At 42.5% G+C, this 26,677-nt stretch carries 13 protein-coding genes; 5 read left to right on the top strand and 8 right to left on the bottom strand.

From position 1 onward, the window contains the following. Positions 1–180: 180 nt before the first annotated feature. The 3 genes from LY624_RS12410 to LY624_RS12400 all read right to left on the bottom strand — a co-directional run bounded on the left by LY624_RS12410 (position 181) and on the right by LY624_RS12400 (position 3,847). On the bottom strand, positions 181–1,248 hold the full coding sequence (locus LY624_RS12410) for a zinc-binding dehydrogenase (protein ID WP_341803091.1): 1,068 nt from the start codon (positions 1,246–1,248) through the stop codon (positions 181–183). A 199-nt stretch (positions 1,249–1,447) separates the two neighbouring features. Then, positions 1,448–2,869, bottom strand: coding sequence for a sodium:proton antiporter NhaD (gene nhaD / locus LY624_RS12405; RefSeq protein ID WP_237118746.1), 1,422 nt, complete (start codon positions 2,867–2,869; stop codon positions 1,448–1,450). A gap of 249 nt (positions 2,870–3,118) precedes the next feature. Beyond that, positions 3,119–3,847 (bottom strand): glutathione peroxidase, encoded by a 729-nt coding sequence (locus tag LY624_RS12400; RefSeq protein ID WP_130150446.1) that lies wholly within the window; start codon positions 3,845–3,847, stop codon positions 3,119–3,121. 115 nt (positions 3,848–3,962) lie between these two features. Between LY624_RS12400 and LY624_RS12395 the strand changes: the two genes are divergently transcribed. Next, the gene (locus tag LY624_RS12395) at positions 3,963–4,862 is read left to right on the top strand and encodes a LysR substrate-binding domain-containing protein (protein WP_341803090.1); all 900 of its coding nucleotides are present in this window, start codon (positions 3,963–3,965) and stop codon (positions 4,860–4,862) included. Here LY624_RS12395 and LY624_RS12390 read toward each other — a convergent pair. Next, positions 4,845–6,035 (bottom strand): flagellar assembly protein FlgT, encoded by a 1,191-nt coding sequence (locus LY624_RS12390; protein ID WP_130150448.1) that lies wholly within the window; start codon positions 6,033–6,035, stop codon positions 4,845–4,847. The genes LY624_RS12395 and LY624_RS12390 overlap by 18 nt on opposite strands. Positions 6,036–6,146: 111 nt before the next feature. On the opposite strand from LY624_RS12390, the gene LY624_RS12385 reads away from it, so the two are divergent. From LY624_RS12385 to LY624_RS12375, 3 genes are all read left to right on the top strand, one after another. After that, complete coding sequence (locus LY624_RS12385) at positions 6,147–6,605, top strand: LPP20 family lipoprotein (RefSeq protein ID WP_130150449.1); 459 nt, start codon at positions 6,147–6,149, stop codon at positions 6,603–6,605. Between the two features lie 120 nt (positions 6,606–6,725). Then, positions 6,726–7,433 carry a transglutaminase-like cysteine peptidase gene (locus LY624_RS12380; RefSeq protein WP_341803089.1) on the top strand — a complete coding sequence of 236 codons (708 nt, stop codon included), beginning with the start codon at positions 6,726–6,728 and terminating at the stop codon, positions 7,431–7,433. Continuing rightward, the gene (locus tag LY624_RS12375) at positions 7,427–9,394 is read left to right on the top strand and encodes a bifunctional diguanylate cyclase/phosphodiesterase (protein WP_341803088.1); all 1,968 of its coding nucleotides are present in this window, start codon (positions 7,427–7,429) and stop codon (positions 9,392–9,394) included. The genes LY624_RS12380 and LY624_RS12375 overlap by 7 nt, the downstream gene beginning before the upstream one ends. Here LY624_RS12375 and LY624_RS12370 read toward each other — a convergent pair. From LY624_RS12370 to LY624_RS12355, 4 genes are read right to left on the bottom strand one after another with little or no spacing between them, the layout of a single operon-like run. Continuing rightward, complete coding sequence (locus LY624_RS12370; RefSeq protein WP_130150451.1) at positions 9,391–9,978, bottom strand: response regulator transcription factor; 588 nt, start codon at positions 9,976–9,978, stop codon at positions 9,391–9,393. The genes LY624_RS12375 and LY624_RS12370 overlap by 4 nt on opposite strands. Before the next feature lie 38 nt (positions 9,979–10,016). After that, a complete protein-coding gene (locus LY624_RS12365) occupies positions 10,017–11,438 on the bottom strand; it encodes an HlyD family type I secretion periplasmic adaptor subunit (protein ID WP_130150452.1) in 1,422 nt (473 codons plus the stop codon). Beyond that, positions 11,435–13,573, bottom strand: a complete 2,139-nt coding sequence (locus tag LY624_RS12360) for a type I secretion system permease/ATPase (protein ID WP_341803087.1) — start codon at positions 13,571–13,573, stop codon at positions 11,435–11,437. Before LY624_RS12360 ends, LY624_RS12365 begins: the two co-directional genes overlap by 4 nt. 31 nt (positions 13,574–13,604) lie before the next feature. Continuing rightward, positions 13,605–15,623 (bottom strand): TolC family outer membrane protein, encoded by a 2,019-nt coding sequence (locus tag LY624_RS12355; RefSeq protein ID WP_341803086.1) that lies wholly within the window; start codon positions 15,621–15,623, stop codon positions 13,605–13,607. A gap of 242 nt (positions 15,624–15,865) precedes the next feature. On the opposite strand from LY624_RS12355, the gene LY624_RS12350 reads away from it, so the two are divergent. Then, positions 15,866–26,587: an Ig-like domain-containing protein gene (locus tag LY624_RS12350; protein ID WP_341803085.1), complete on the top strand. Its 10,722-nt coding sequence runs from the start codon at positions 15,866–15,868 to the stop codon at positions 26,585–26,587. Positions 26,588–26,677: the final 90 nt, after the last annotated feature.

Genomic DNA, 26,677 nt, shown 5'->3' with positions numbered 1-26,677 from the left:
ACCGAGCTTGGTTAAAAACAAACCAAAAAACACCGTGTAGCATCTCGGTAAAGGGTGATAAAACTGAATGTAGGCAACTTGCTTAGTTTGTCGTTATGTTTAGTGAGAAACCTGATGGTTGTATGGCTTTAAGCTATTCAAGCAGTATCAACAGCTTGAATAGCTTTTAAAGTAAGAAGCTTAGTTTGTTACTCTTTCTAATGCACCAGCACGCCATGGTTCAATGATGATTTTGATATGATCATTGGGTTTGAACAAGGTATCAAACGCCCCTTGTACGCCGTCGATACCCACTTTTCCTGTGCGCATTTTTTGCCATGCAATTTTACCTGAAGCGATGTTTTCAAGTGATTCTGCAAATTCTTCTGGTTGATAGTAATAAGAGAAAATAAGGTCGATCTCCTTTACTGTTGCGTAGGCAAAGTTAACGTTAAGTGGGGCGGTATGAACGCCAGTAACAACAATTTTTGCTTTTGCGGGAGCACGTAAAATGTAGTCGTTTAATAAACGGCTTACACCTGCGCATTCAAAAATAACCACTTTGTTGCTACCTGCAAGTGCTGTTGCTCTAGCTACTTCATCATCAGCCATTGGGTTAACATATTCTGTGGCGCCAAATTCAAGGGCAATTTGTTTTTTGCTCTCTAGCGGATCAGAAGCAATAATATGCTTAACGCCTTGTAGTTTTAGCGCGACGATAGCGGCAAGGCCAATCGGACCACAGCCTACGACGATGGCAGCGTCGTCAGTATTTATTTGCGCACGATTTACAGCATGTAGGCCAACAGCGAGTGGCTCTGTGATTGCTGCCGCTTCTGAAGGAACAGCATCTGGAATAGGCAGTAGTAGGGCTTCATCAACAATGAAATACTCAGAATAAGCGCCGTATAAACCGGGTGTGACGCCAACTCCAGCACCACCAGCCGAGAGTAAAATAGGGACTGATGTAACGCGAGTGCCTATGGCCAGCTCTTTTTTTGTTTCAGGGCCGTAGCTCACAATCTCTGCGGCATATTCATGGCCGAGTAAAACTTCCTGCTCATTACTTGCTTCCTGTTCCATAATACCTAGGTTCTTATAGATATCGAATACATCTGCTGTGTGTCGAGTAATATGAATATCAGAACCACAAATACCGCAAGCCAAGCTCTTTACGAGCACTTGACCTGCACTTGGTATTGGAATATCAATTTGTTTTACATGTAGTTGACCATTTTGCATAGCAACAGAATTCATTTTGTTCATCATGTGTATCCTCAATTAGGCAGGGAAGGGGTCTTCTCTTTAGGATCTACATTAAGGGAAATAGCCTGAGGATATCTTTACTTTTTGCGACAAAAACATGACAAATTACGACATGGGAATGTATAGGCGGATAAACCTGTAAGCGCGGCTGTTATTCGTTTTTAAGACAAGCCCTAGGCATATAGCTTAGGGCTTGGTTAACTTAGTTAAAGTAAGACGTGTTTAAATATAAATGGGTGAAAACCCCAGCAAAGTAGCCAAGTAATATTACCGGAGACCATTTTAAATGACTGTTAAAGGTGTAAATACCTCTTGCTTGGCCCATTAATGCAACACCCGCAGCAGAGCCAATAGATAATAAACTACCGCCAATGCCTGCTGTGAGGGTAATTAAAAGCCATTGCCCATGAGACATGTCTGGCATCATTTGCAGCACAGCAAACATGACAGGAATATTATCAACAACAGCAGACATCAACCCTAAGATGATATTTGCCCCTGTTGCTGACCAGTTTGTGTAAAGTAGGTCAGACAAGAGCGCTAAATAACCTATAAAGCCTAAACCGCCTACACAGATAACGATGCCATAGAAGAATAATAAGGTATCCCACTCGGCACGAGATACGCGACTAAATACATCAAAAGGAACCACATTACCTAAGCGACTGAGGCGTTCTTTGTCGCCTTCTCGTTCAGCCATGGCACGCTTTCTGGCAAGAGAGCCTGGTAGAGTAACACGAAGAAAATAACCAAAAAATTGTAAGTAACCAAGGCCCATCATCATACCTACAACAGGCGGCAAGCCAAAGGCTGTTTTTAGGACGACAGCAGTTAAAATAGTCAGTAAAAATAAGCATAAAATGCGGATAGCACCGCGCTTAAGTTCAACCTCATCATCCACTGTTTTAGGGTGTTTATTATTAATGAAAAAAGACATGACAAACGCGGGAATAATATAGCTGACTAATGCTGGTAAAAATAATACAAAAAACCCAGTGAATTCTATGACATCAGCCTGCCAAACCATCAAGGTGGTAATATCGCCGAAGGGACTAAACGCACCGCCTGCATTAGCGGCAATCACGATATTAATACACGACATAGCAATAAAGCGATTATCGTCGGCGGCTACCTTCATAACCACGGCACATAAAAGCAACGCGGTTGTTAAGTTATCTGCCACAGGAGAGATACAAAAGGCCAAAACGCCACTTATCCAGAATAGTTGTTTATAGCTAAAACCTCGTACTACCAGCCAACTACGCAGGCTATCGAATAATCTTCGCTCTTCAAGTGCATTGATATAAGTCATCGCGACTAATAAAAATAGCATTAACTCAGAGAATTCGAGTAAAGCATGACGAAATGCATCGGTACTTAACTCAGACATATTTTGCGCGCTGTACTGCCACGCAATGAGTGTCCAAATAATCCCTGCCGCGACAAGCACGGGTTTTGATTTACGTAAATGGATTTTTTCTTCAAGAATAACTAATACATAGGCAAAGATAAAAATAACGACACAGATGATGCCGACAGGGTGGGTAAGTAGGTCAATGGCACCGACTGATTCAGCTTGTGCATAGCCGCTAAACCCCACTAAGGAAAGTAGAAATCCTAGCATTCGTTTATTCATTTATATGTTCCATTTAGTTCATTTTTAATTTCATCACAAAGACTGTGAATGTAGCTGGTGGCTATTTTAGATTTATTCTGGAATTTATGTAATAAACAAGTAATAAAAATGTAGGTATATTGAATATAAATGGGAGTAATGTTGAATATGCTTGGTGCTAAAGGCGTTTTAAGGTGGTTTGTGGGGGAGTTTTAGCACTAAGAGAGCCATATGTTAGCCCTCTTAGTGTCAGTTTGATTATGCGAAGTGTTTCTCTAAATCATCAGAGCCACCAATGTGCTCTCCGCCGATAAATACTTGTGGTACCGTTTCGCGGCCAGACATTGCTTTTAAGCTGGTAAGCGAAGCGTCTCTTCCTAAAATAATTTCTTCATACACATAGCCTTTACTTTCTAACAATGCTTTTGCCTTTGTGCAATATGGGCAGTTAGGCTTGGTAAAAAGACTAACAGGTTTTGGTTTTACCTGCGCTGGGTTAATGTACTCAAGCATGGTATCAGCATCAGAGACTTCAAATGGGTCACCTGGCTTTTGTGGCTCAATAAACATTTTTTCGATAATGCCGTCTTTTACTAGCATAGAATAACGCCAGCTACGTTTACCAAAGCCTAAATCATTTTTATCGACTAGCATGCCCATGCCATCGGTGAATTCGCCGTTACCATCGGGTAGTAGCGTGATATTTTGTGCTTCTTGATTTTGTGCCCATGCGTTCATAACAAAAGTATCGTTAACCGAAATACAAACGATGTCATCGACACCATTTTGCTTAAATACCGGCGCAAGTTCGTTATAGCGTGGTAAGTGTGTTGATGAACAAGTTGGTGTAAATGCGCCAGGTAATGCAAACAGTACAACGGTTTTACCTTTGAAAATATCATCACTGGTCAGTGATTGCCATTGCTCATCAATGCGTGTTGCGAATGTAACGTTAGGGACTTTTTGACCTTCAATATTGTTTAACATAGTTTTAATTCCTCTTGATTAGTTGAGTGTTATTATGGGGTTATATAGATAATAGTTCCAATCGTTTGTTTTTATTACTATGATAGCTAAAAGCTATTGATTGTTGGTGAGTACTATGAACTTAAAAGATTTGGAATATGCAAAAGCGGTGGCTCAGTTTAAGCACTTTCGAAAGGCAGCTGATGCCTGTTATGTGAGCCAACCAACCTTGAGTGGTCAAGTTAAAAAGCTTGAACAAGAGCTTGGGGTAACTATTTTTGATCGCTCCACTAAACAAGTGACAGTGACTGTACAAGGTCAACGGTTACTTGAACAAATTAACGTAATCCTTGAGCAAACCCAAGTATTGAAGGAAATTGCCGCAAGCTCCCATGATCCCCTTAAAGGCAAAATAAACGTAGGTATTATTCCCACTATTGCACCTTACTTATTGCCAACCTTGCTCACGTCAATGAAACATGCCTTTAACGACACTCATTTTTCATTTATTGAAATGCAAACCGCGCAAACACTTATCGCCCTTGATAACGGAGAAATCGATATTGCAATTGTCGCTGATGTGCCTGACCTCGCTAATTACCATGTATCAGCATTATACAAAGAAGACTTTTTAGTAGCTGTATCTGAGCAGCATGCATTAGCTAACAAAGAGAAAGTTGCACTTACTCAGCTAAGTGATTGTGACTTACTTATGTTAAACGAAGGGCATTGCTTTAAAGAACAAGCTGAGCAATTTTGCTTTTCGGCAGGGGTTGAAGTTTCAAACCAATACAAGGGCAATAGTATCGAAACCTTACTTGCTTTGGTCGCGATGAATGATGGTATTACATTTGTTCCCAAACTTGCTTGCACGACGCGAGAGGGAATTAATTATTTGGCAATAACACCTAATCAACAACGGCAAGTTGTTATTGCAACCCGTAAGCACTACCCACATATTGCGGGAGTAGAGCAATTAGCCGCTTGGCTAAATGCTCATAAAGGGTTACAGCAACATTTACTCGCCACCAGCTAATTCAACAATATCGTTTATTTGAATGTTGGGTAATGGCTGCTCATCAATACTCATGGCAACAGCCGACTGCTGATAGAGTTGGGTAATTTTCACTTGATTAAGGGTAGTGATCTTATGTGGTAGTTTATTACCTTGCGCATCTGTCATGTAGTTATGATGAGCAATATTTAATAACTCCCCTTGCTGTAAGCCATGCGCTTTACCTAGGTTGATTATTAATTTGCCATTTTCAATATGCAAAATTTTGCCTTGCGTAGGTAAACAAGCCATAGCTGCTTGCAAGTCATAGGTGAGTGTTTGGTTTACCTCACTGATGGCTTGGCCATAATCGGTTTCCCAAAAGCGGTCGCTATACACATCAATGATATCGGTTTTTTTGTATGGCCAAATTCCCTCAGTTTGGTAACTTTTCTGCCATAGCTTTTCGTAAGTGGTGCCATCAAATAAAACATAATCGGCTTTATAAGCACGTTTAAAGCTATCATCTTGCCAAAATGCATAATCGTTATTGAGTTTACGGTTTACCGATAAATCGCGGATACGACTGAGTAATACATATTGTGAGTTACTACGACTGGTTATCTCTTCGAGTAATGCATCGCTGTAGTCATATTGTTGGGTGAAAAAATGGTCCACACGTAACGGCACATTGTAATATGCTGTCGGTTTTGCGGCCATCTGCGTATTACTTAAGCGAGTATAAAGCTGTTCACTAATAGCTTTATTGACGTCAAAAATTTGGCCCATTCTCGCTTGCTCTCTGTTGGCCAACTGACTTTGTGTTATTGCGATGAATTTAGCATACTTATTTGCAGGGCATTCTTCAGCTTCTGGAAAAATATCTAAGCGAAGTGTAATTGCATAGGTATCGTTATGACGATCTTCGCTAATAAGCTCAATTTTTTGGATCTCACCATGGCTACTAATTTTAAGCTGATCTTGCGTCAAAACTCCGTCTACTAAGGTTTGTACAGAGCTAACACGCGCCCCTGAAAACACTAATGCTTGGGTTATCGCATCTTTCATTGCGGCAGATTTGGCTTGACTTGTATCACCATCTTTAATCACTGCATGGCCTGTAGATTCAAACCATTGAGCTAAACTATTGTTAGAAAAAACAAGAGTAAAGGCCAGCCCCATGCTGTATAAACTCGTTTTTAATAGACACTTCATGCAAATACCTAGCGATACTGTTCATTGATACCAAGTACCGAGCAAGTAATGTACCAGATTGGCACTAAACGTGCATATTTGTAGAAAATGAGTTTTTAACGGAAACAAGTTATGCGAGCAATGTTAGTTTGTGGCCTAGCTGCCTGTATTGCACTAAGTGGTTGCAGTAGTATTTTTGATAAACACGTAGAGTACACCTATATCGAGCCTGATGACTACCCAGTTTTAAAAGCCGTTGGTTATGCCCCCATTAGTGCTCAACCGAGTGATAACAAATCACAACGAACTTTACTTGCAATTAAAGCCTCAAAACTTGAAGCATATCGTGAGCTAGCTGAACAGGTTTATGGGCAAAAGATTTCCGCAGGGACGACGGTACAAAACAGCATTGCACATAACGATCAGCTACAAAGCAAAGTGCAGGGTGTTATCAAAGGTGCACAGGTCATTAAAACGTATGCGGTGGGCGACACTTACGCCACAGAGTTACAACTCGACATGAAACGAGTACATGACTTATATATTGGCGAAATCAAACCGCGTGAAGTAAAAAAAGTGACTTATTATTAAGTACTAAATTCTCATAGTTGCAGCTTGGGTGCTATGCTTTTAAGACTGTTAGTTTTAACAAAAGCATAATGGCATTAACATATTATTTTAACCAAGCTTTTCTCCTTTTAGGGATTGTCTATGCTGTTTAGAGCATATGCGATTGCCTTTAATCAAACTTGGCGCACTCATGCCTGCTGGTTAACCGTTGTCATTATTCTATGCTTAAGTCACTCAGCAATAGCTGATCGCTTAGTTATTGAATTTACCACTTTTATTCAACAGATGCAGCAGCGTTTCGGTGCCAATAGGGTCACTGTTGCAAGGCAGTGGCAAGGGATGTTGCAGCAGGCTTCTAATTTACCTGAACAACAACAGGTACTTGTTGTTAACGAGTTTTTTGCCCGTAGTCTGCGTTATCAAACTGATATTCAATTATGGAAGCAAGAAGACTATTGGGCGACCCCTCTTGAAACGCTTGGTAAAGGGTTAGGTGATTGTGAAGATTACGCAATTGCCAAGTATATAAGCCTCAGAGCACTTGGTGTGAGTGACGATAAATTACGGCTTATCTATGTAAAAGCTCAACTACCTGGTACGCGAAAAACACAAGCGCACATGGTGCTTGGCTACTTTACACACCCGAATGCACAACCACTTATTTTAGATAGTTTAATTGTAAAGGTATTGCCTGCTGCTAAGCGGACCGATCTTAGTCCTGTTTTTAGCTTTAACAGCAAAGGCTTGTGGGCCAATAATTCAACAAAGAGTGTGGCCGATCCTACTGCTAGGCTATCACGGTGGCGTCATATATTAGAGCAATCACGCAAAGAAGGAGTGCGATGGTGAAGGTATTTAATCTATTTAGACTCAAACGAAATAAAACCATTACCTTAAAGCAAGAGCTATGGATTGCTATTTTGCTATTAATCATTATTGGTTTTGTGAGTAGTTTGTTGATCAGTACTAATTCTGCAAAAGAGTACTTTACGACTGAGTTGCGAATGAAAAATATAGATAATGCCAACTCACTCGCCTTGATGTTGAGTCAAATGAGTAAAGACCCTGTTGAAATAGAGCTTTTAGTATCCGCCTCATTTGATACCGGTTATTACCACCGAATTGAGTTACAAGACCCACAAGGTAAAACAATAATTAAACGCCTTTATACGGGGGAGCTTACTTTAAACGCACCGAGTTGGTTTAGGCACTTTTATAAGTTAGAGGTTGCGCCGGGTGTTGCTCAAGTGAGCGATGGCTGGCAACAATTTGGTACTTTGTATGTTGAAAGCCATAGCCAGTATACGCAAGATGCTCTGTGGAAAAGTGCTGTACATTTATTCTTTAGCTTTTTAGTTGTTGCAGTGGCGGCTTGTATTGCAGGGGCTTATTTTCTATCTAAAATTCTGAGTCCACTCAATGATGTAATGAAACAAGCGGTGGCATTAAGTGAAAAACGCTTTATAAAGTCAAAAGTACCGCGCACCTATGAGTTTGCCAAGCTTGTGTCATCAATGAATTTGTTGTCGACACGTTTTAATCGCATTACCAAAGAAGATAATCGTCGCTTAGAAGAAATTCGTTTTAAAAGTCAACACGATGACTTAACAGGCCTTGCTAATCGAGAATACTTTAATGCAACTCTTGATACCTTTTTAGAAAACTCACAAGGACATGGGGGGCTCTTTTTATTCAGAGTGATCAATTTGGATACATTAACAGAGCAAGTTGGTCGCGTTGAAATGGTGGACTTTTTACGTCGTTTTTCAGAGTCATTAGTTTCTTTTTTAGAGTCGAATGAAGACAGCTTTAGGCAAAGCCAAATTGCACGTATGTCCCATGTTGATTTTTTAGTGTTATTTAGCGATGTGAGTAATCTCGCAGCCTTGAGTGAGCAGATTTTAAAGTCCCATGAGCAACTTGTTGCAGATCATAAATCAGTAGAGCTTGCGGTATCACACAGTTGTACACACATTGAAGTTGATGACACCCGTGCCACACTTTTAAAACGAGTCGACCAGTGTTTGAAGGTTGCCGTTGCAAAACTAGGTTGCTGTGCTTATGTAGATGAAAAACAACAAACGCAAGACAACCATAATGATATTGATACTTGGCGAGAAAGATTAGAATTTGCGCTGAAAGAAAACCAATTAGAAATCGCGTTATTTCCCGTAACAACTTTTGATGAGCGCTTAATACAGCAACAAATTTCTTTAAGTTTATTAATTGAAGGCGAAAAATATCGCTTTGGCTTTTACTTTCAATGGGCTCAGCGTTTGCATTTATTAGCTCGCCTTGATTGGAGTTTAATGAAACTAATGATTAATGAGTATGGCCAAATTCAAGGGGATACGCTTTTAGGAATGGAAGTTTCAGCTGAAACTTTACAAGATGATATGGCGGTGGCATCCATTTTAACAGGGTTATCTGCGTATCCTGCACTTGCTAAGCGTATATGCTTTGAGGTGCGAGCAAATTTCGCAATTAAAGAGTTTGCCTTGTTTAGAAGCTTTTGTTCACAAGTTCATAGCATTGGCGCTAAAGTTGCGCTCAAGCGTGTGGGGGCTGAGTTTACTAAATTAAATAAAATCCAAGAGCTTGGCTTAGAGTTAATAAAAATAGACAGTGTTTATTGTCATAACATAAGCTTTAATGAAGATAACCAAAGTTTTCTTCGCGGTGTGTGTTCACTTGCGCACTCTTTAGGTATTAAAGTGGTAGCGGAAGGGGTTAAAAACCCAAGTGATCAAACTATACTGAAGGGGCTAGGTTTCGATGGGCTTGTTGCGGTTGAAGGCAAGAAAGATTAGTGGCCTTTAACCGCTAACATTAACTGCATGCGGTCTCGCACATGTAGCTTATTGAAAATAGAACTCATGTGTTCTTTTACGGTGCGCTCTGTGATATTCAACTTTTGTGCGACCTGTTTGTTTGTTGCCCCCGTGACAACTTCATCAACGACCTGTTTTTCTCGATTTGTTAGGCATGTTAAATCGCAATTGTGTTGGTAGTGAATTTGCTGATTAGACAGCACCCCAACTAAGTTTGATAACAGTTGCCCAGGTAGCCAAATACCTCCTTTACTCACTGTTTCAGCAACTTGCTCAATAATTGCTTTACTGGCATAGGCTTCTATATAGCCACGAGCACCATGTTCTAATGCTTTACATAGTTGAGAAATATTAAGCTCAGTTGTCATCACTATTACAGGAATTCTTTGCTCAGTGAGTTTCGACAGAAGATTGAGCCAATCAGGTGTCTCTGCAAGTAGCCAAATTAGGCTATCAGCCATTAGCCGTTTAGGCACTGATGTTTGTACGCTACAGTCAGCAAATGCAGATTGCCAATGTGGAGAGACAAGTTCATCTTGTGTAATAAAAACACTCCTGCGCATAGTTACTCCATTACACTGGCGTGAAGGGCATTCATAGTTTACCTCTCGGTCATGGCTAATGAGGTTGCTCTTAAAATGGGTTTAAATAAATACTCAAGCACGGTTTTTTTTCCGGTAATAATATCGACCTGAGTTGTCATGCCAGGGATAATCGTTAGGTTGTCGGCAAAGTGGTTTCGGTTCGTTTTCAATTGCACTAAATAAAAAGTGTTATCTCTATCATCGGTGATAGTATCAGCACTGATGTGAGTTACCTGGGCTTCAAGGCCACCATAAATAGCAAAGTCATAAGCACTGAATTTGATCATAGCCTCTTGCCCTGGCTGCAAAAACGCAATATCTTTTGGTAAAATTTTCGCTTCAACAACGAGCTGGTCATCTAAGGGAATAATTTCCACAGCATCACTACCAGGTTGTAAAATGCCGCCAACTGTATTTACTAATAAGCGTTGAACGGTCCCATTGACGGGGGAGCGGATCTCAGTTTGCGTAACCTTATCTGCCAGTCCTGACTCTGTTTCTTTAATGGCATCAAGGCGAAGGAGTGCTTCTGAAAGTTCATTACTCCAACGGTTAATCATCGCAAGCTCTACTTCAGTCACTTTATTTTTTGCTTCATTGATAGCTGATAAACTTCGGTTTATTGCTGCTTTTGTTCGATTTATCTCACCTGTGTGCTCTACAACTTGGCGTTCCAAACGGATTATATCTATATCAGATACAGCACCTGAACGAAGTAATGGCCGTGTCACAGAAAGTTCTCTGTTCGCTAAACTGAGAGAGTTGGTGTGTTGTTGCAGTGCGGCTCTCGCTTCGGCATAGTCTTGGCGACGCTGCTCTAGTTGGCGCTTATGGATTGTAACTTGTTGTGTCAGCTCTTGATTACTGCTCTCAAACATGGCTTGTTCGTGTGCAACGGCATCCGGCGCTTTTTCGATTAAGTCGGGAGTAAACTCAAGTGGCTTTTTTTTAGTGAGCGCTTTAAGTCGCTCAACTTTCGCTGTTAGAGATAAAATTTTTGCTTGGTTTTCTCTAAATGAAGAGATAAAGCGAGTTGGATCTATCTTCACCAATACATCACCCGCATTGACGATTTGTCCTTCACGAACAAAAATTTGCTCTACCATGCCACCGTCGTATGATTGTACAACTTGTAGTTTATGAGAGGGGATCACTCTGCCTTCACCACGTGCAACTTCATCTAAGTGGGCAAACGCTGACCAAACAAGTAAGGCGACGATAGTTAAGCAAATTAAATACAATAATACTCTGGCACTGGCTGGCTGTTGTTGCATTTTCTCCCATTGCGCGTCCACAACCCAATCTTGAGTATTCGGCGGTGATAACCAACGAGAAAACAAATATGAAAATATAGATGGACGCTTTGCTTTTTGCTTATCCATCGCTTTATTCAAACGTTCGAATGAGCGTTGTTCAATTGGTAAGTCTTTTTTACTCATGATACTTTTCCAACCGTATGAGTCGACAAAGCAGATAAAACTTGGGATTTAGGTCCATCGGCCACAACTTTACCGTTATCTAATACGATGACCCGATCAACAAGCTCTAGCAGCGATGTTCTATGTGTAACAACAATCAGAGTCTTTTCTTGGCAGCTACGTTTTATGTTATTAATGATCTTAGATTCACTATTATGATCCAGTGCTGAGGTAGGCTCATCCATTAATAAAATCGGTGGATTGTTTAGTAAGGCTCTGGCGATCCCAACCGCTTGGCGTTGACCACCAGAGAGTAGGCGACCCTGTTCACCTACTTGCATATCAAATCCGTCAGGGTGTGAATTAATTAACTCAAATAACTGGCTTTGCTGGCACGCAGATAAAATTTGCTCGTCTTTTGCATGCCATGCACTTAGCGTTATATTGTCTTTTAAGGTGCCAAAGAATAGTGAAATTGTTTGGGGAACATACCCAATATTATGACGAAGCTCTGCAGGGTCAATTTGGTGAATATCATTGTTATCAATTAAAATTGATCCAGAATTGGGTTCATAAAGACCTAAAATAAGTTTTTCTACAGTGCTTTTTCCTGAGCCATTACGCCCTAAAATAGCGACTTTTTCACCTGCCTTTATTTTGAAACTTACACCGCATAACGCTTCATTGCTTTCATCTGAGTATTTAAATCGCACATCCTTAAACTCAATATCTCCGAGTAACACAGGGTGGCTTAGCCAGTGTTTACCAGGGGGGCGTTCGACTTCTTTTTCCATTATTTCATTTAATGAATGCATAGCAATTGCTGCATGATGGAACTGGGCAAGTACCGCCGCTGATTGGCTAATGGGTGCCATAGTTCGAGACGACAATAAATAGGCTGCAATTAGCCCGCCTTGGGTTAAGTCGCCCTCTATAATGAGATGCACACCAATCATCATGATCACCACACCGACACACTGCTGTACCCACGCGCCTGCATTGCTGATTGAAGATGAAATGAGGCGACTTTGAGCATTAACTCTAGCAATATAAATTGTTGATTTTTCCCAACTAGATTGAGTTTTACATTCACTGTGAAAGCTTTTTACATCTTCAATGTTTGTTAAACTTTCTACTAAGACTGCATTTCGCATTGAACTGGCTTTCATTGTTTGCTCAGATAAGCTTTCAAGCTTTCTGTGTGCTGCTAATGCATAGCTCAGCAAAAGCACTGCGCCGATGATAATTGGCAGGCTAAGCTCTACCCCAATAATGGCAATAACAACAAGAAATAAAAGCACGAAGGGAAGATCAACGAGCGCAATTAAAGTGATCGAGCTAAAAAAGCTGCGAACGGCCTCGAAAGACTGAATATTACTCGCAAAGGAACCGGCTGATGCAGGGCGGTTCTTTAGTTTCATACCCAAAACTCGCTCCATGATTACCGCCGACACTTTTACATCAATTCTACTTGCGGCAAGCTCGACAAAATAACTGCGCACCAGTCTTAGTATGAAATCTGCGGTCAGAGCCAGCAGCACACCGATTGCTAACACCCACAGTGTTTCTGTCGCATGGTTTGGTACAACACGGTCGTAGACGTTCATCACAAACAGTGGCATAGCAATAGAAAGTACGCCAAGTGCGATAGCGGAGACAATGACATCTTTATAAAGGGTTCGGCATTCTTTTATCACTCCCCAAAACCAGCCATCTTTTGATAGCTTTTGCAGTACCGGTGAGCGTGCATCGAAGGCAAATTCAGGTTGTGCATAAATGATCATACCTGAACTTGTTTCATTCAATTCATCAAGGCTTATTGTGACGGCAGAATCACTTAATTCTGGGTATATTACTTGTGCGGTATTATCTGTCAGGTTCAGCTTAGTGATAACACATGCTTGATTGTTCTGTAAGATTAATACAGCGGGTAATAAAGCCACATTGAGATCGCAAAGTGCTTTATGAACAACTTTGGTTTTAAAGCCTATCCGTTTCGCTGCACGTGAAAATCCGGAGGGATTTAATAAACCATTTTCCAGAGGCAAGCCGCTTAATAACGTTTCTCGGGAAAATTCGCGATCATGATAACGGCATAAAATCTCAAGGCAGTCTACAAGGCTACCACCATGGTTGAGTGCGTCATTTTCTTGCATACACTATCCATACATTAATTTACTGCTTAGCCTAAGACCAACCATTTTGTGCTGTAGCTGAGCGATTGCCAGCCTCCGTAATAACAGCTTCTATGCGACGATTTGCAGCATTTGCGCGAACGGAAATTTCGTTAATTCTTGGCTGATCTATTCCATAGCCTAAAGATGTGACGCGATTAGGCGCAATACCATATTGTTGGATAAGTAGCTCTGCGACTGAAAAAGCGCGCTTTTCTGATAGCTTGCGATTGTAAAGGGCCGGGCCTTCTAATGATGCATGCCCTTGAATTTCCACATGCTTAGTAGGGTGCTCCTTTAAAAACTCAGCTAATCTGGCGATTTCTTGCATATATTCAGGGCGCACTACACTGGAGTCAGCGAGAAAAGGAATACCAATTTCGACATTACTGGTATTACTGCGGTATTTAGTGCAACCTCTGTCATCGACTTCTGTAAATGCTGGGGTCGATGGGCAGTCATCTTGCTCATTTGCAATACCATCATTGTCATCATCAGCAAAGGTTGTTATGGGGGCCTGTGGTGCTGGTGTGGCAGGAATGTTCAAATAACTTGGCATCGCAGTCACACTCATATACGCGTTATCTTGCTTCTTTTTTTCTTGCAAAAACGCTTGTCGTCCCAATGTTGCTGCAACATCGTATTTAGGGCAAACATACTCAGCATTATGCGCAATTGGATCATCGGTAAGTTCACTTATTGATGGGAACTTGTCAGATTTTACATTCAATGTTTCTAGTAACTTACCCATCTCTGCAAGCATGGTTAAGATCGCAGTTTGACGGTCATAAAGCGCTGCGGTATATGCTCTATTTGACTGAAATGATTCGTTCTCTGCATCAAGTACATCAAGTAAGGTGCGCTGACCAATATCAAATTGATCTTTATATGCAAATTTTACCTTGTTAGAAGAATTTTTATGGCTTTCTAAAGAAGGGATTTTACTTTGCAGCACGAGTACATTGTTGTAAGCCACTTGAAGATTTTGTCTTATTTCGATACAGGTTTGATCACGTTGGTATTTCGCAACATTAACCTCTTGGTACGCTTGGTCTAAGTTAGCACTATCACGACCACCACTGTACAGGTTATAGCTAATATCAATGCCCACACGTGCTTCAGACTGTGTTTCATCTAACCCCAGCTCGTTTCGGTCTTGCATACCGTAACGTGCTGATAAATCGACATTAGGATGAAAAGCGGCGCGTTGTGAGTCGGCGTTAGCTTGTTGTGCTTCTATATTGTATAAAGAAGCATAAAAGTTAGGGCTGTTTTTATAAGCCAGATCCAGTGCTTGATTGATAGAAATAGGGATAGCATCGTCACTGAGTTTTGCTTTAACAACTCCTTTGGTCGGCAATTCGCCAACAATACGTAAATAGCGAGCGCTTACATCATGTAAGTTTGCATATTCGGTCATGACATTTGATTGAGCAAGTGATAAACGACCACTAATTTGTTCTAAGTCAGCGGCACGTGCCACACCGGCCCCAACACTTTGTTCAATTTGTTGGTACACCGATTGGTGTTCTTGTAGGTTGTTTTCTGCAAGTTGCACCAGTTCGGTAAATTTTTGTACATCTAAGTATGCGACACTTGCTTCGAGTGCTGTTTGCTCAGCTTGAGTGAGGAGCTCAAAGTAACGAATTAGCTGAATGCGTTCAAAGCGTCTTACCGTGTTCGAAGTTCGAAAGCCATCATAAAGCATCTGTCCTAGCGTTAATTCAGCTGTATTACGATTAAACTCCTCATCAATACCATAATTTCGCTTTTCATATCCTGCACTTGCAGATACATCTACCGTTGGTAAGTAGCCTGAGCGTGCTGCATCAATGCCATGCATCGACGCTTTAAATGCATGCCATGCTTGTTGGACTTCTGGGTTGCTTGCAATGGCTTTATCGGCGACATAATTAAGTGGCATAGATGAGGTTTGCTCTGCTTGAGCATTTAAAATACATCCGTTTGCAACAAAAAATAAAGCGATAGCACTGGTGAGTTTTCTATTAGTGAACTGTTTATTTATAGCCATATCATCCTCTTTTTTGACTAAATTTTATTCACGCTAAGTTAAGGTTTAGCTAACATTTTGAAATACTGCAACTACTACTATTGTTTAAATTTAAACTTTTATTTTGAATTAATGTCCCTGTTTTAATGGTTAAATAGTATTAAATAAGTGGCTGACCTGTACCATGGTCCAGTAACTAAGTACTGATTGTTAACTAGGCTTTACTTATATAAAAGTATTACTGGTACGTTGAGGAACAGCAAATGGATGCAAATCAGTTATTAGTTATCGATGTTCAAGGGTCTGCGGGGGTTATCCAAGCCGATGGCTCTATCAAGGCACTTGAAGTGGGTGATGTGATCACCGTGGGTGACACTGTTGTAACGGCTGAAAAGTCGACTTTAACAATAGATGTACAGGGCGAATCATTATCAATACCGGCCAGTAAAAGAATCACAATTACTCCCGATTTAGTTGCTAAAGGCAGTCAAGATAGTTCTGAAAATACGGTGTTTGATGAGTCTATAGATGATGCGATTGCAAGTTTAAATCAAGCAAACTCAACGCCACCTCAGCAACAAGCAACTGGCGATATCAGCGACTTTCTACAAGCCTTAGAAGGTGATGGAGACATTCTTGAGAATTTAGAAGCAACCGCAGCGGGCGGCACTGGTGGTGCTACGTCAGGTGGTGGCACGTCCTTTGTTGAGCTTGCTCGTATTGCAGAAGGAATAGATCCCTCAGGTTTATCATTTGATGACAGCCTAAATGCAAGTAGTGATGGCATTTTTACGCCAAGGGATACCACCGATGGTGTTGTACCTAATGACGCTTTGGCAACATTAAGCGTTAATGAAATCGGCAATTCGAACAATCCTCAACCGGTTATTTCGGGTATAACAGAGAATCTTGTAGGTGAGACATTAACTGTCACAGTCACTGATGTGAATGGCAACACTCAAGTTGTTACTGTGATTGTCCAGCCTGATGGTACCTTTACGACTACACCGCTAGACCCCTTACCAGACGGACCCATTGTGATTGATGTGGATGTGATCGATCCTAACGGTAATCCACTGAATGATAATATCTTGGCAAATATAGATACAACGGGCCCTCAAGTGCAGCTTAATGCGCTTAATGACTCTGCTTCACCTAATGTTGAGATTTCGGGCACTGTTTCAGGCATTGAAGTGGGTGGAGATGTCACAATCACTGTGACTGATAGCCAAGGACGAGTACAAACCATTGTGACTCAAGTTGATGAACAGGGTAATTGGAGCATAACAGCGCAAGATCTTTCTGAAGGGCTATACAATGTTGTCGCCTCAGCAATTGACGAAGTAGGTAATGAGGGAGTTGATACTGATAGCAGCCTCATTGATTTAACGCCGCCTGATATTACGCTTATCGCGATTGCCGACACTAACGATACCACACCTACATTTGTAGGACGGGTTGATGATGTGCCAGAAGGAACTCAAGTACGTATTCAAGTTGTTGATAGTAATGGTCAGTCACAGATATTTACGGCTATTGTTGGCGCTGATGGTAGTTACACGGTAGATGCGACGGCGGGATTTCCTGAAGGTGCATTTACCGCTATCGCGACAGTGGTGGATCCTGTGGGTAATAGTGCATCGGCTAATGCCAGTGGAGAAATCGCATTTTCTCCAATTGCAATAACAATCAACTCAATTGCTGATAGCAATGACCCAACGCCATTTCTTAGCGGCCAAACCGAAGGGGTTGCGGCGGGCACAACCATCATGCTGATGATCACCGCCAGTAATGGACAAGTCATTAACTTGCTTGCAGTTACTCAAGCTGATGGTAGCTGGTCACTGCAAATGACAGAAGCGCTTCCTGAGGGGGACTTTACTATTGTTGCAACTGTTCTTGACCCTCAGGGCAATGAAGCACAGGCGACAGCGGTTGGGAATGTTGATTTAACGGTTAGCATTAACTTTATTATTGATACAAACGATACGACCCCTGTAGTGACAGGCTCAACCCAAGATGTTGATGCAGGTACAGTGGTTACCGTTACGTTCATTGGTAGTGATGGGGCTACAGAAACACTACAAGTGATTACCGATGCAAACGGGGATTGGTCAGTAGAAGCAACAACACCGCTGGTTGAAGGAACGTTCACTGTTACAGCAACAGTGACGGATGCGGTTGGTAATACGGCAACCGCGACTGAAATAGGCGAAATAGACTTAACTGATCCTATTATTTTTATAGACACATTAAATGATACTAATGACACGACGCCGACTATCTCAGGCTCCGTTTTAGATGTTCCTGCAGGAACAACTGTGACATTACTGGTTACAGACAGCGGCGGTAATGCACAAACACTCACAACAACAACGGATGCCGATGGTAACTGGCAAGTTGATGTTATAAATGATTTAGCTGAAGGGGACTACACCGTTACTGCGAGTGTTAGCGATGAGGCTGGTAATAATAGTACGGCCACAGCAACGGGTACAGTTGATTTAACACCGCCAATAATAACAATTAATACCATAGGTGATGTTAATGATTTAACGCCCACTATAGATGGCACAACACAAACCCTAGACGCCGGCACTGAAGTCACGATTACTGTGACCGATAGTAGCGGAGCGCAGCTGACTTTCATAACCACGACAAATGCTGATGGTAGTTGGTCAATAACCCTAACCGACCCCCTTGCTGAGGGAGAGTTTACTGTTGTAGCCCAAACGCAAGATGCAGCTGGTAATACTGCGCAGGATACCGAAGTCGGTGTGATTGATTTAACTGGACCAACTATAGAAATTAATGATTTTACCCCGTCAAATGACGTAACGCCTATTATTTCTGGGGTAGTGAGTGGTGTTGATGTTGGTACGCAAGTAACAGTAACTTTAGTGGATAGTAACGGTAATCAACAAACATTAACGGCCACCGTTAATGCTGATAATAGTTGGCAAGTTGGTGCCAACCAAGCCATTGTTGAAGGGCCGTTTACAATTACGGCTACGGTAAACGATCTGGCTGGTAATCAAGCAACAGATACTGCACAAGGCATTATAGATTTAACCGCACCGATAATTACATTAGACGATCCTGGCAGTAGCGCTGATACAACTCCGACTATTTCAGGTGTCGTTGAAGGTGTTGACGAAGGCACTGCGGTGACCATTGTTGTGGTTGATGCAAATGGTAATAGTCAAGAGTTAAGCGCAGTGACAAACATCAATGGTGGTTTTTCAGTTGATGCTGCTACAGAGCTTAGTGAGGGTCAATATACTGTCACCGCAACAGTTGCAGATGCAGCTGGAAACCAAGCTTCTGCAACTGCAAATGGGTTAATTGATTCATCATTACTCACCATTACTATTGATGCAATCGGTGAAACAAATGATACCACCCCAACCATTTCAGGGACGACAATTAATGCTGCTCCAGGGAACGTAATCACGGTTGTTGTTACGCCTGCCTCGGGACCTGTGCAGAGCTTTGTGACTCAAGTCGGGCCTGATGGATCATGGAGTATTGAGGTGCCTACCGCGCTTGCTGAAGGTGAAGTTTCAGTTGATGCGACTGTGACAAACTCTGTTGGAAATACGGCTAACGAAGTTATTAGCGGTATTATTGATATCACTGCGCCTGTGGTTTCTATTGATGAAATTGGTGTCACAAACGATAGTACACCCATCATCACAGGCTCGGCAGAAGGTGCCTTAGCGGGAAGTACTGTGACAGTAACCGTGTTTGATGCTGTGAATAACAGCCAAACTTACACAACAACGCTGGATGCACAAGGTAATTGGGTTGTACAAGTTACAACACCTGTCAGCGAAGGTAATTTTTCAGTAACTGCAAGCGTGACTGATAACGCAGGTAATACAGGGCTCGATACTGAGATAGGCACATTAGATTCTACAGCACCACTAATAACAATTGATAACCTTGGCACAGTCAATGACCCTACACCAATTATCAGCGGTACAACAAATGAACCTGCTGGCAGTGTTGTACAACTGACGGTAAGTAACGGGGTTGATAGTTATGTTTTTACTGCCATTGTCAGTGGCGGTGGCACGTGGGCTGCTGAGGTGCCTGAAGAATTACAAAATGGTACATTTGATATTGTAGCGTCGATTACTGATGCGCAGGGCAATGAAGCTGTAGCAACAAGTTCGTTTGTTTTAAATGCCAGTGCGCCAAGTCTTTCAATTGATACAATTAACGATACCAATGACACTACACCAACCATCAGTGGTACATCGGATGCGCCTAACGGTACCGTGGTGTCTATTATTGTCGAAGACAGTAACAGTAATTTGCAAGCCTTATCCGCCGTCGTTCAAAATGGAATTTGGGTAGCCAATGTCACATCGCCACTAAGTGAAGGGGCATTTTCTGTATCAGCTTCCGTTACTGTTAATGGTATAACTGGTGATGCAACAGCCCAAGGCCTTGTTGATATAACACCACCAACAGTCAGTATTGATGCACTGGCTGATACTACGGATATTACCCCTCTCATATCTGGACAAGCTTCAGGCTTGGCTATTGGCAGTGTTGTTACTTTACAAGTGACTGATAGCGCTGGAAATACTCAATCATTAGCGGCGGTTGTTGGTGCCAATGGTAATTGGTCTGTTGAAGTAGAGTCAGGGTTAGCTGAAGGTACTTTCACCGTTGAAGCCACTGTCGCAGACACGGCAGGCAATACAGCTTCAGACACTGCCACAGGCGTTGTCGACTTAACTGCACCTCTTGTCTCAGTTAATGGTCCTTTCCTAACAAATGATGATACGCCACTTGTAACTGGTACCTCTGATTTAGCGAATGCAAGTGTTGAAGTAACATTTACGGATGTGAATGGCGATAGTCATATTGTTGTCGTGCAAACGGACAGTAACGGAAACTGGAGTGCAGAGGCTTCGCAGTCACTCGCAGATGGTAGTTATAATGTTTCAGCAAGCGTTACGGATGCTGCCGGTAATACAGGTACTGATACTGATAGCGGTGTGATTGATACAATTCCTCCACAGCTTGCCTTTGAACCTACCTTGTTATTAGGTCAATTGATTACTTTGAGTGGTACATCAGATTTACCGGCAGGAAGTGTGGTTACGGTTACTCAAAATTTAATTGGTGCACCAGCAGTCACAACAACCGTGACAACAGATGCTAATGGGAATTGGTCATTAACGGGGTTGAGTGTGCCTATTGTTAATTTGGCATCTATTACAGCAACCGCGTCAGATGCTGCAGGTAATGTCACAACAATTACTACAACTGACTTTGATGATACACCGCCGATTTTAACTGTTAGTGTAGATGCTTTAACTAATGATAATACTCCCCTTATTTCGGGCACCACTGATGCTGGCCAAGGCGCGCAAGTAACCGTTGTTGTTACTGACCAAGCAGGGAATAGTCAAACACTCAATGCGACTGTGAATGCAAATGGTGAATGGTCAATCAGTCCGAATGTGATACTGGCAGATGGCACATTTACTGTCAGTGCCAGTGTACAAAATAGTTTTGGTAATACCACAACAGAAACAGCCAGTGGCGTTATTGATACTGTAGCACCGAGTTTAACGCTTGATGGCGTTGGTAGTGGCAATGATGTAACACCTGTACTGAGTGGCACCAGTGACGAAATAGGTGCGACCATTAATATAGAAGTAACTGATAGCAATGGAACACAGCAAATTAGTGCAACAGTGGCAAGCGATGGCACATGGTCTGTAGAAGTGCCCAATGGCTTAGCTGAAGGAAGTTACACTGTTACTGCATCAGTCAGTGACGATGCAGGTAATACGACAACCCAAAACGCGACAGGTGATATTGATATTACCTTGCCTATAGTCACTGTGAATAATAACGGATTAGGAAACGATAGCACGCCATTATTAAGCGGCACATCCGGTGAGGCAGCAGGAACAGTTGTCAACCTTACAGTGACCGATATCAATGGTGATACGTATGATTTAACCGCAACGGTTGATGCAAATGGTGACTGGCAAGTAGAAGCGCCTTCACTCCCTGATGGTAATTACACCGTTTCAGCGAGCATAACCGATGATGCCGGCAATATTGGTACAGCATCCGGCACCGGTAATATCGACACTGCTGCCCCTGCGATTTCGATTAACAATCTTGGTACTGTAAACACAAACACACCAACAATAAGTGGTACCTCAACAGAGCCGCAAGGCACACAAATATCTCTGATTGTGACTGATTCTAATAACGTTGATGTGTCTTTAACGGCTGTCGTTGATAGCAATGGAGATTGGTCGGTTACATCTATGGTATTAGCTGATGATGACTATACTGTTGTAGCCACAGTCGTAGATCCTGCAGGTAATACTGCCAGCGCCTCAAGTGACTTCACTGTTAACATCAGCGCGCCGAGTATGTCAGTTGATGCGATAGCCGATACGAATGACACAACTCCTACAATCACAGGTACTACTTCAGCGCCAAACGGCTCGACAGTGACCGTGGTGATTGATGATGGTACTAACCCGCCACAAACATTAACTGCGACTCTTCTTGATGGCATTTGGTCTGTGACACCACCTACAGCATTAGCAGAAGGTAATTTCACAGCGACAGCAACGGTTACTGTTGGGGGTGTTGATGGTGAGGCGTCAGCGATAGGCGTTGTTGATTTAACAGCACCTACTATCAGTATTAACAATATAGGCAGTACAAATGACGATACACCAACAATTAGTGGGATCACTGATGCAAGTGCTGGCAGTACCGTTACATTAGAAATCACGGATTCACTTGGCGGCATCCAAACGATCACCGCGACTGTACAGGCTAATGGCACATGGTCGGTTTCGCCGAGCATAGCATTAGCAGAGGGCAGTTTTACAGTTAACGCCAGTGTATTTGATGTTGCAGGTAACGAAGGTACGGCAACTGAAACAGGCTTAATAGATACGACTGCGCCAACAATCGTGATTGATCCACTTTCTGATACAACAGACGTAACACCACTGATCAGTGGGCAAAGTAGCGGCGCTTCAGTAGGTACGCTTGTTACACTAACCATTACAGATGGTGCAGGGCAAGAGCAAATCGTTACCACGCAAATACAACCTGGCGGTATGTGGTCGGTTGAGGTAACCACACCATTGGCTGAGGGTGAATACACTGTTAATGCGACACTCGAGGATGCTGCTGGTAATCAAGGCACGGATACAGAAACAGGAAATGTAGACCTTACTGCGCCTAATATCACTATTGATGCACCTGAATTAACTAACGATAATACACCGACAGTAACCGGTACGTCTGATTTAGCAAACACGCAACTAGACGTGACCTTTTTAGATGCCAACAGTGTTAGTCATATTGTTACCGTAACCACAGATGCATCAGGTAACTGGAGTGCAGATGCAGCTCAAGCGCTTGCCGACGGTAGCTATACCGTATCAGCGACAGTTCAAGATAATGCAGGCAACACAGGCACAGCATCTGATAGTGGTGTTGTTGATACTATTGCCCCTGATATTCGCATTATACCTTCGTTCCTATTAGGTAATTTAGTAGGGCTATCTGGCACATCTGATTTACCTCAAGGCAGTGTCATTACCATTACTGAGCAGTTAGTAGGCGGCTTAGTGGGCGCAACCTATACGGCTACGACTGATGCAAATGGCGATTGGGAGGTTCTTGGAATTACTGTACCGCTACTTAACTTAGCTTACGTAACAGCCACTGCCACGGATGAAGCAGGGAACACTGCCACTGTGAGTACATTAAATTTTGATAATGTTGCTCCTGTATTAACACTTAATGTTGATTCTTTAACTAATGACACGACGCCGACTATCTCAGGAACAACTGATATGGGAGAAGGTACTGTTATTAACATTACCGTCACTGATAGTGCGGGAGGATCGCAAAGCTTTACAGCGACAGTATTAAATGACCAAACATGGTCTGTTGATGTCCCTTCAGCGCTTGCAGAAGGTGGCTTCACGGTGACAGCGTCGGTTAGCGATGAAGTAGGTAATTTAACCACGGAGCAGGCTTCGGGTGTGCTAGACAGTGTAATCCCAAGCCTAGTTATTAACGATATTGGCGCTACTTCAGATGTTCGACCAACGATTTCAGGCAGTAGTAATGAAATTGGCGGTACGGTCGTTGTCGAAGTGGCAGGGCAAACAATTACAACGACAGTGGCAAGTGATGGAACGTGGCAGTTTGTTGTTCCCCTTGATATTAGCGATGGCAGCTACACCATTACTGCCACAATTACGGATGATGCTAATAATACGCAAACAGTAACAACCCCCATTACTGTCGATACGGTTGATCCTGTTGTCACACTGGATCCGCTTGTATTAGGTAATTCAAGTACGCCAGTTATTTCTGGAACATCGACAGAACCACAAGGTACCCTTGTCGATATTAGCGTTACTGATAGTAATGGCGATACTCAAACATTGACGGCAACAGTACAAATCGATGGTACTTGGCAAGTAACGCCTAGTGATTTGCCTGATGGTAACTATAGTGTGACCGCGAGTATTACCGACTCTGCGGGCAATTCAGGTAGTGTCTCAGATACCGGTGCAATTGACACCTTCGCGCCAATCCTTGTCATTAATGGTCTTGGCACGATAAACGACACTACACCAACCATTAGTGGGACAACGAGTGAACCACAGGGTAGCACGGTGAATATAACCGTTGAAAATGACGGCAATACTTATCCACTTACTGCAACAGTGCAAGCAGATGGTAGTTGGTCTGTCGATGTTTCACCTGCTTTAACAGATGGTGCAGTCAGTATTACTGCAAGCATTACTGATGCAGCCAGTAATACGACAACGGCCACTGAAACAGCGACTCTTGATAGTAATGCACCTACCATTGCTGTTGACGCACTAACAGTGACGAACAATACAACACCGACTATTTCTGGCACCAGTGATGCCGCAGATACCACGCAGGTGACTGTGAATGTTGAAGATGCTCTTGGCAACATTCAAACCGTCTTTGCCACCGTAACAGGGGGTGTATGGAGTGTGCAATTATCGACACCATTAAGCGAAGGTAGCTTTAGTATTACAGCGAGTGTGACCGAAGGCGGGTTAATAGGCACTGCCACACGCAGTGGTGAAATCGACTTAACGGCACCTCTATTTAGTGTTAATACGCCAGATGTAACAAATGATACAACTCCTACAATCAGTGGCACGAGTGATGCTCCACAAGGTACCTTGGTATCAATAACCGTAACAGATGCGCTCAATAATGAAGTCACAGCGACTGCAATTGTTGGTACAAGTGGTAATTGGTCTGTTGCACTTGCTTCTCCCCTTGCTGAGGGAGCTTATACAATTGATGCAAGTATTACAGACGCTGCGGGTAATACAGCAACAGATTCGGCATCGGGTAGCATAGACATAACACCTGCAGATGTCACGATTGATCCAATCGCTGTGACAAGTGATTTAACACCAAGCGTGACAGGTAGTGCAACAGGGGCTGCTGCGGGGAGTTTGGTTATTGTCACATTTGTCGATGCTGTGGGAGTAAGTCACAGTGTTGAAACAACATTAGATGCAAACCTTGAATGGCAGGTTGAGGCAACACAAAACCTTGCTGAAGGGGCATACACAGTAACAGCTGTTGTGAGAGACAGTGCTGGTAACGATGGTTCTATCTCAACAACGGCGGTGATTGATACGATTGCACCTATTATCAGTATCAACGCGAGTAGTTTGATACTCACAAATGATTCAACACCCACAGTGAATGGTACGTCTGATCTCGCTAACAGCAATATTATTGTTACTTTCACCGCAGCTGGTGGCGTAACGCACAGTGTTGCAGCTGTGACAGATGTGAACGGCGACTGGCAAGCAACAGCGACTCAAGCACTTGCTGATGGCACTTATTCTGTTGCTGTAAGTATCACTGATGAAGCTGGAAATACTGGAACAGACAGTAAAACTGGCGGAGAAGTTGATACGGTTGCACCTGAGCTATCTATCACGCCATCCTTTTTATTGGGTAACCTTGTGTCGCTTTCTGGCACCTCTGATTTACCTGAGGGCAGTGTTATCTCAATTACTAATCACTTAGTTGGAGGAGGCGTCAGCGCACCCTATACAGCCACGGTTGATGCAAATGGGGATTGGCAAGTCCTCAACTTATCAGTCTCGTTACTGACGCTTGCGTATGTTGAGGCATCTGCAACCGATGCCGCAGGCAATACTACAACCATATCTAGCATTGACTACAGTAACGACCCCAGTTTAGATGCGTTTAATGTAACTAATTATAATCCAGGTGTTTTAGGACTTCTTCTCCCATCAGCTTCAGGGGAGGCAGAACCAGGCACTGAAGTTTACGTTATTGGTTCTAATTTACTTGGGCTTAATTTACTAAATATTGTTGATTTATCTTTACTTAATTCAGCTCCCACTGTAACCGCAGATAGTAATGGTGATTGGTTTATTAGCTTGTCAGTATTAGACTTAGGTAATGAATATTACTTTGCAATTGTTGACCCTGTAACAGGTGACTTCATTGTTAAAAATACTGAAAATGATTTAGTGGGCACTGGGGTACTCGATACTGAGCCAGATGGGGGACTTATTGGTTTAGGCAGTGAACCTTTGTTAGCTGATTTTGATGAAAGTGAAGAGCAAGTGGCACAAGGAACTGAGCCTCAACCACTTGGCGAAAGTATTGATTTGAGTTTGGTTATGACTGACACAAGCACAGATTCTACAATTGCTGAGGGGGCGACACCACTTGAACTGAGTATTGATGATGTACTCACCGATAGTGAGCAAACAGATGTACTTGCTCTTGATACTGAGAGTGAAAGTCAAAGTTTGGCATTTAATAGTGAGCCCGAAGTGACATCAGACGCAGCAAATGATATTCAAAATGACTCTGAGGAGTTAATTAAGAAACTCATCGAAGGAGGCAATAACTCTATCGATATTTAGAACGAGTTACTAAATACAAATAAAGCGCGATGAATCGCGCTTTATTTTTTATCCCAGCCAGCTGATTTTTAGTAGATATAGCGTTAGGTT

The sequence above is a fragment of the Pseudoalteromonas sp. N1230-9 genome, assembly GCF_032716425.1.
Classification (GTDB): Bacteria; Pseudomonadota; Gammaproteobacteria; order Enterobacterales; family Alteromonadaceae; genus Pseudoalteromonas.
This window is presented reverse-complemented; position numbering and strand designations above follow the sequence as displayed.

Bases quoted from the DNA above. Each gene is read 5' to 3' on its own strand.
- LY624_RS12380 (WP_341803089.1), top strand. From the start codon at position 6,726: ATGCTGTTTAGAGCATATGCGATTGCCTTTAATCAAACTTGGCGCACT.
- LY624_RS12375 (WP_341803088.1), top strand. From the start codon at position 7,427: ATGGTGAAGGTATTTAATCTATTTAGACTCAAACGAAATAAAACCATT.
- LY624_RS12400 (WP_130150446.1), bottom strand. From the start codon at position 3,847: ATGTTAAACAATATTGAAGGTCAAAAAGTCCCTAACGTTACATTCGCA.
- LY624_RS12390 (WP_130150448.1), bottom strand. From the start codon at position 6,035: ATGAAGTGTCTATTAAAAACGAGTTTATACAGCATGGGGCTGGCCTTT.
- LY624_RS12365 (WP_130150452.1), bottom strand. From the start codon at position 11,438: ATGAGTAAAAAAGACTTACCAATTGAACAACGCTCATTCGAACGTTTG.
- LY624_RS12410 (WP_341803091.1), bottom strand. From the start codon at position 1,248: ATGATGAACAAAATGAATTCTGTTGCTATGCAAAATGGTCAACTACAT.
- LY624_RS12370 (WP_130150451.1), bottom strand. From the start codon at position 9,978: ATGCGCAGGAGTGTTTTTATTACACAAGATGAACTTGTCTCTCCACAT.
- LY624_RS12350 (WP_341803085.1), top strand. From the start codon at position 15,866: ATGGATGCAAATCAGTTATTAGTTATCGATGTTCAAGGGTCTGCGGGG.
- LY624_RS12360 (WP_341803087.1), bottom strand. From the start codon at position 13,573: ATGCAAGAAAATGACGCACTCAACCATGGTGGTAGCCTTGTAGACTGC.
- LY624_RS12385 (WP_130150449.1), top strand. From the start codon at position 6,147: ATGCGAGCAATGTTAGTTTGTGGCCTAGCTGCCTGTATTGCACTAAGT.
- nhaD (WP_237118746.1), bottom strand. From the start codon at position 2,869: ATGCTAGGATTTCTACTTTCCTTAGTGGGGTTTAGCGGCTATGCACAA.
- LY624_RS12355 (WP_341803086.1), bottom strand. From the start codon at position 15,623: ATGGCTATAAATAAACAGTTCACTAATAGAAAACTCACCAGTGCTATC.
- LY624_RS12395 (WP_341803090.1), top strand. From the start codon at position 3,963: ATGAACTTAAAAGATTTGGAATATGCAAAAGCGGTGGCTCAGTTTAAG.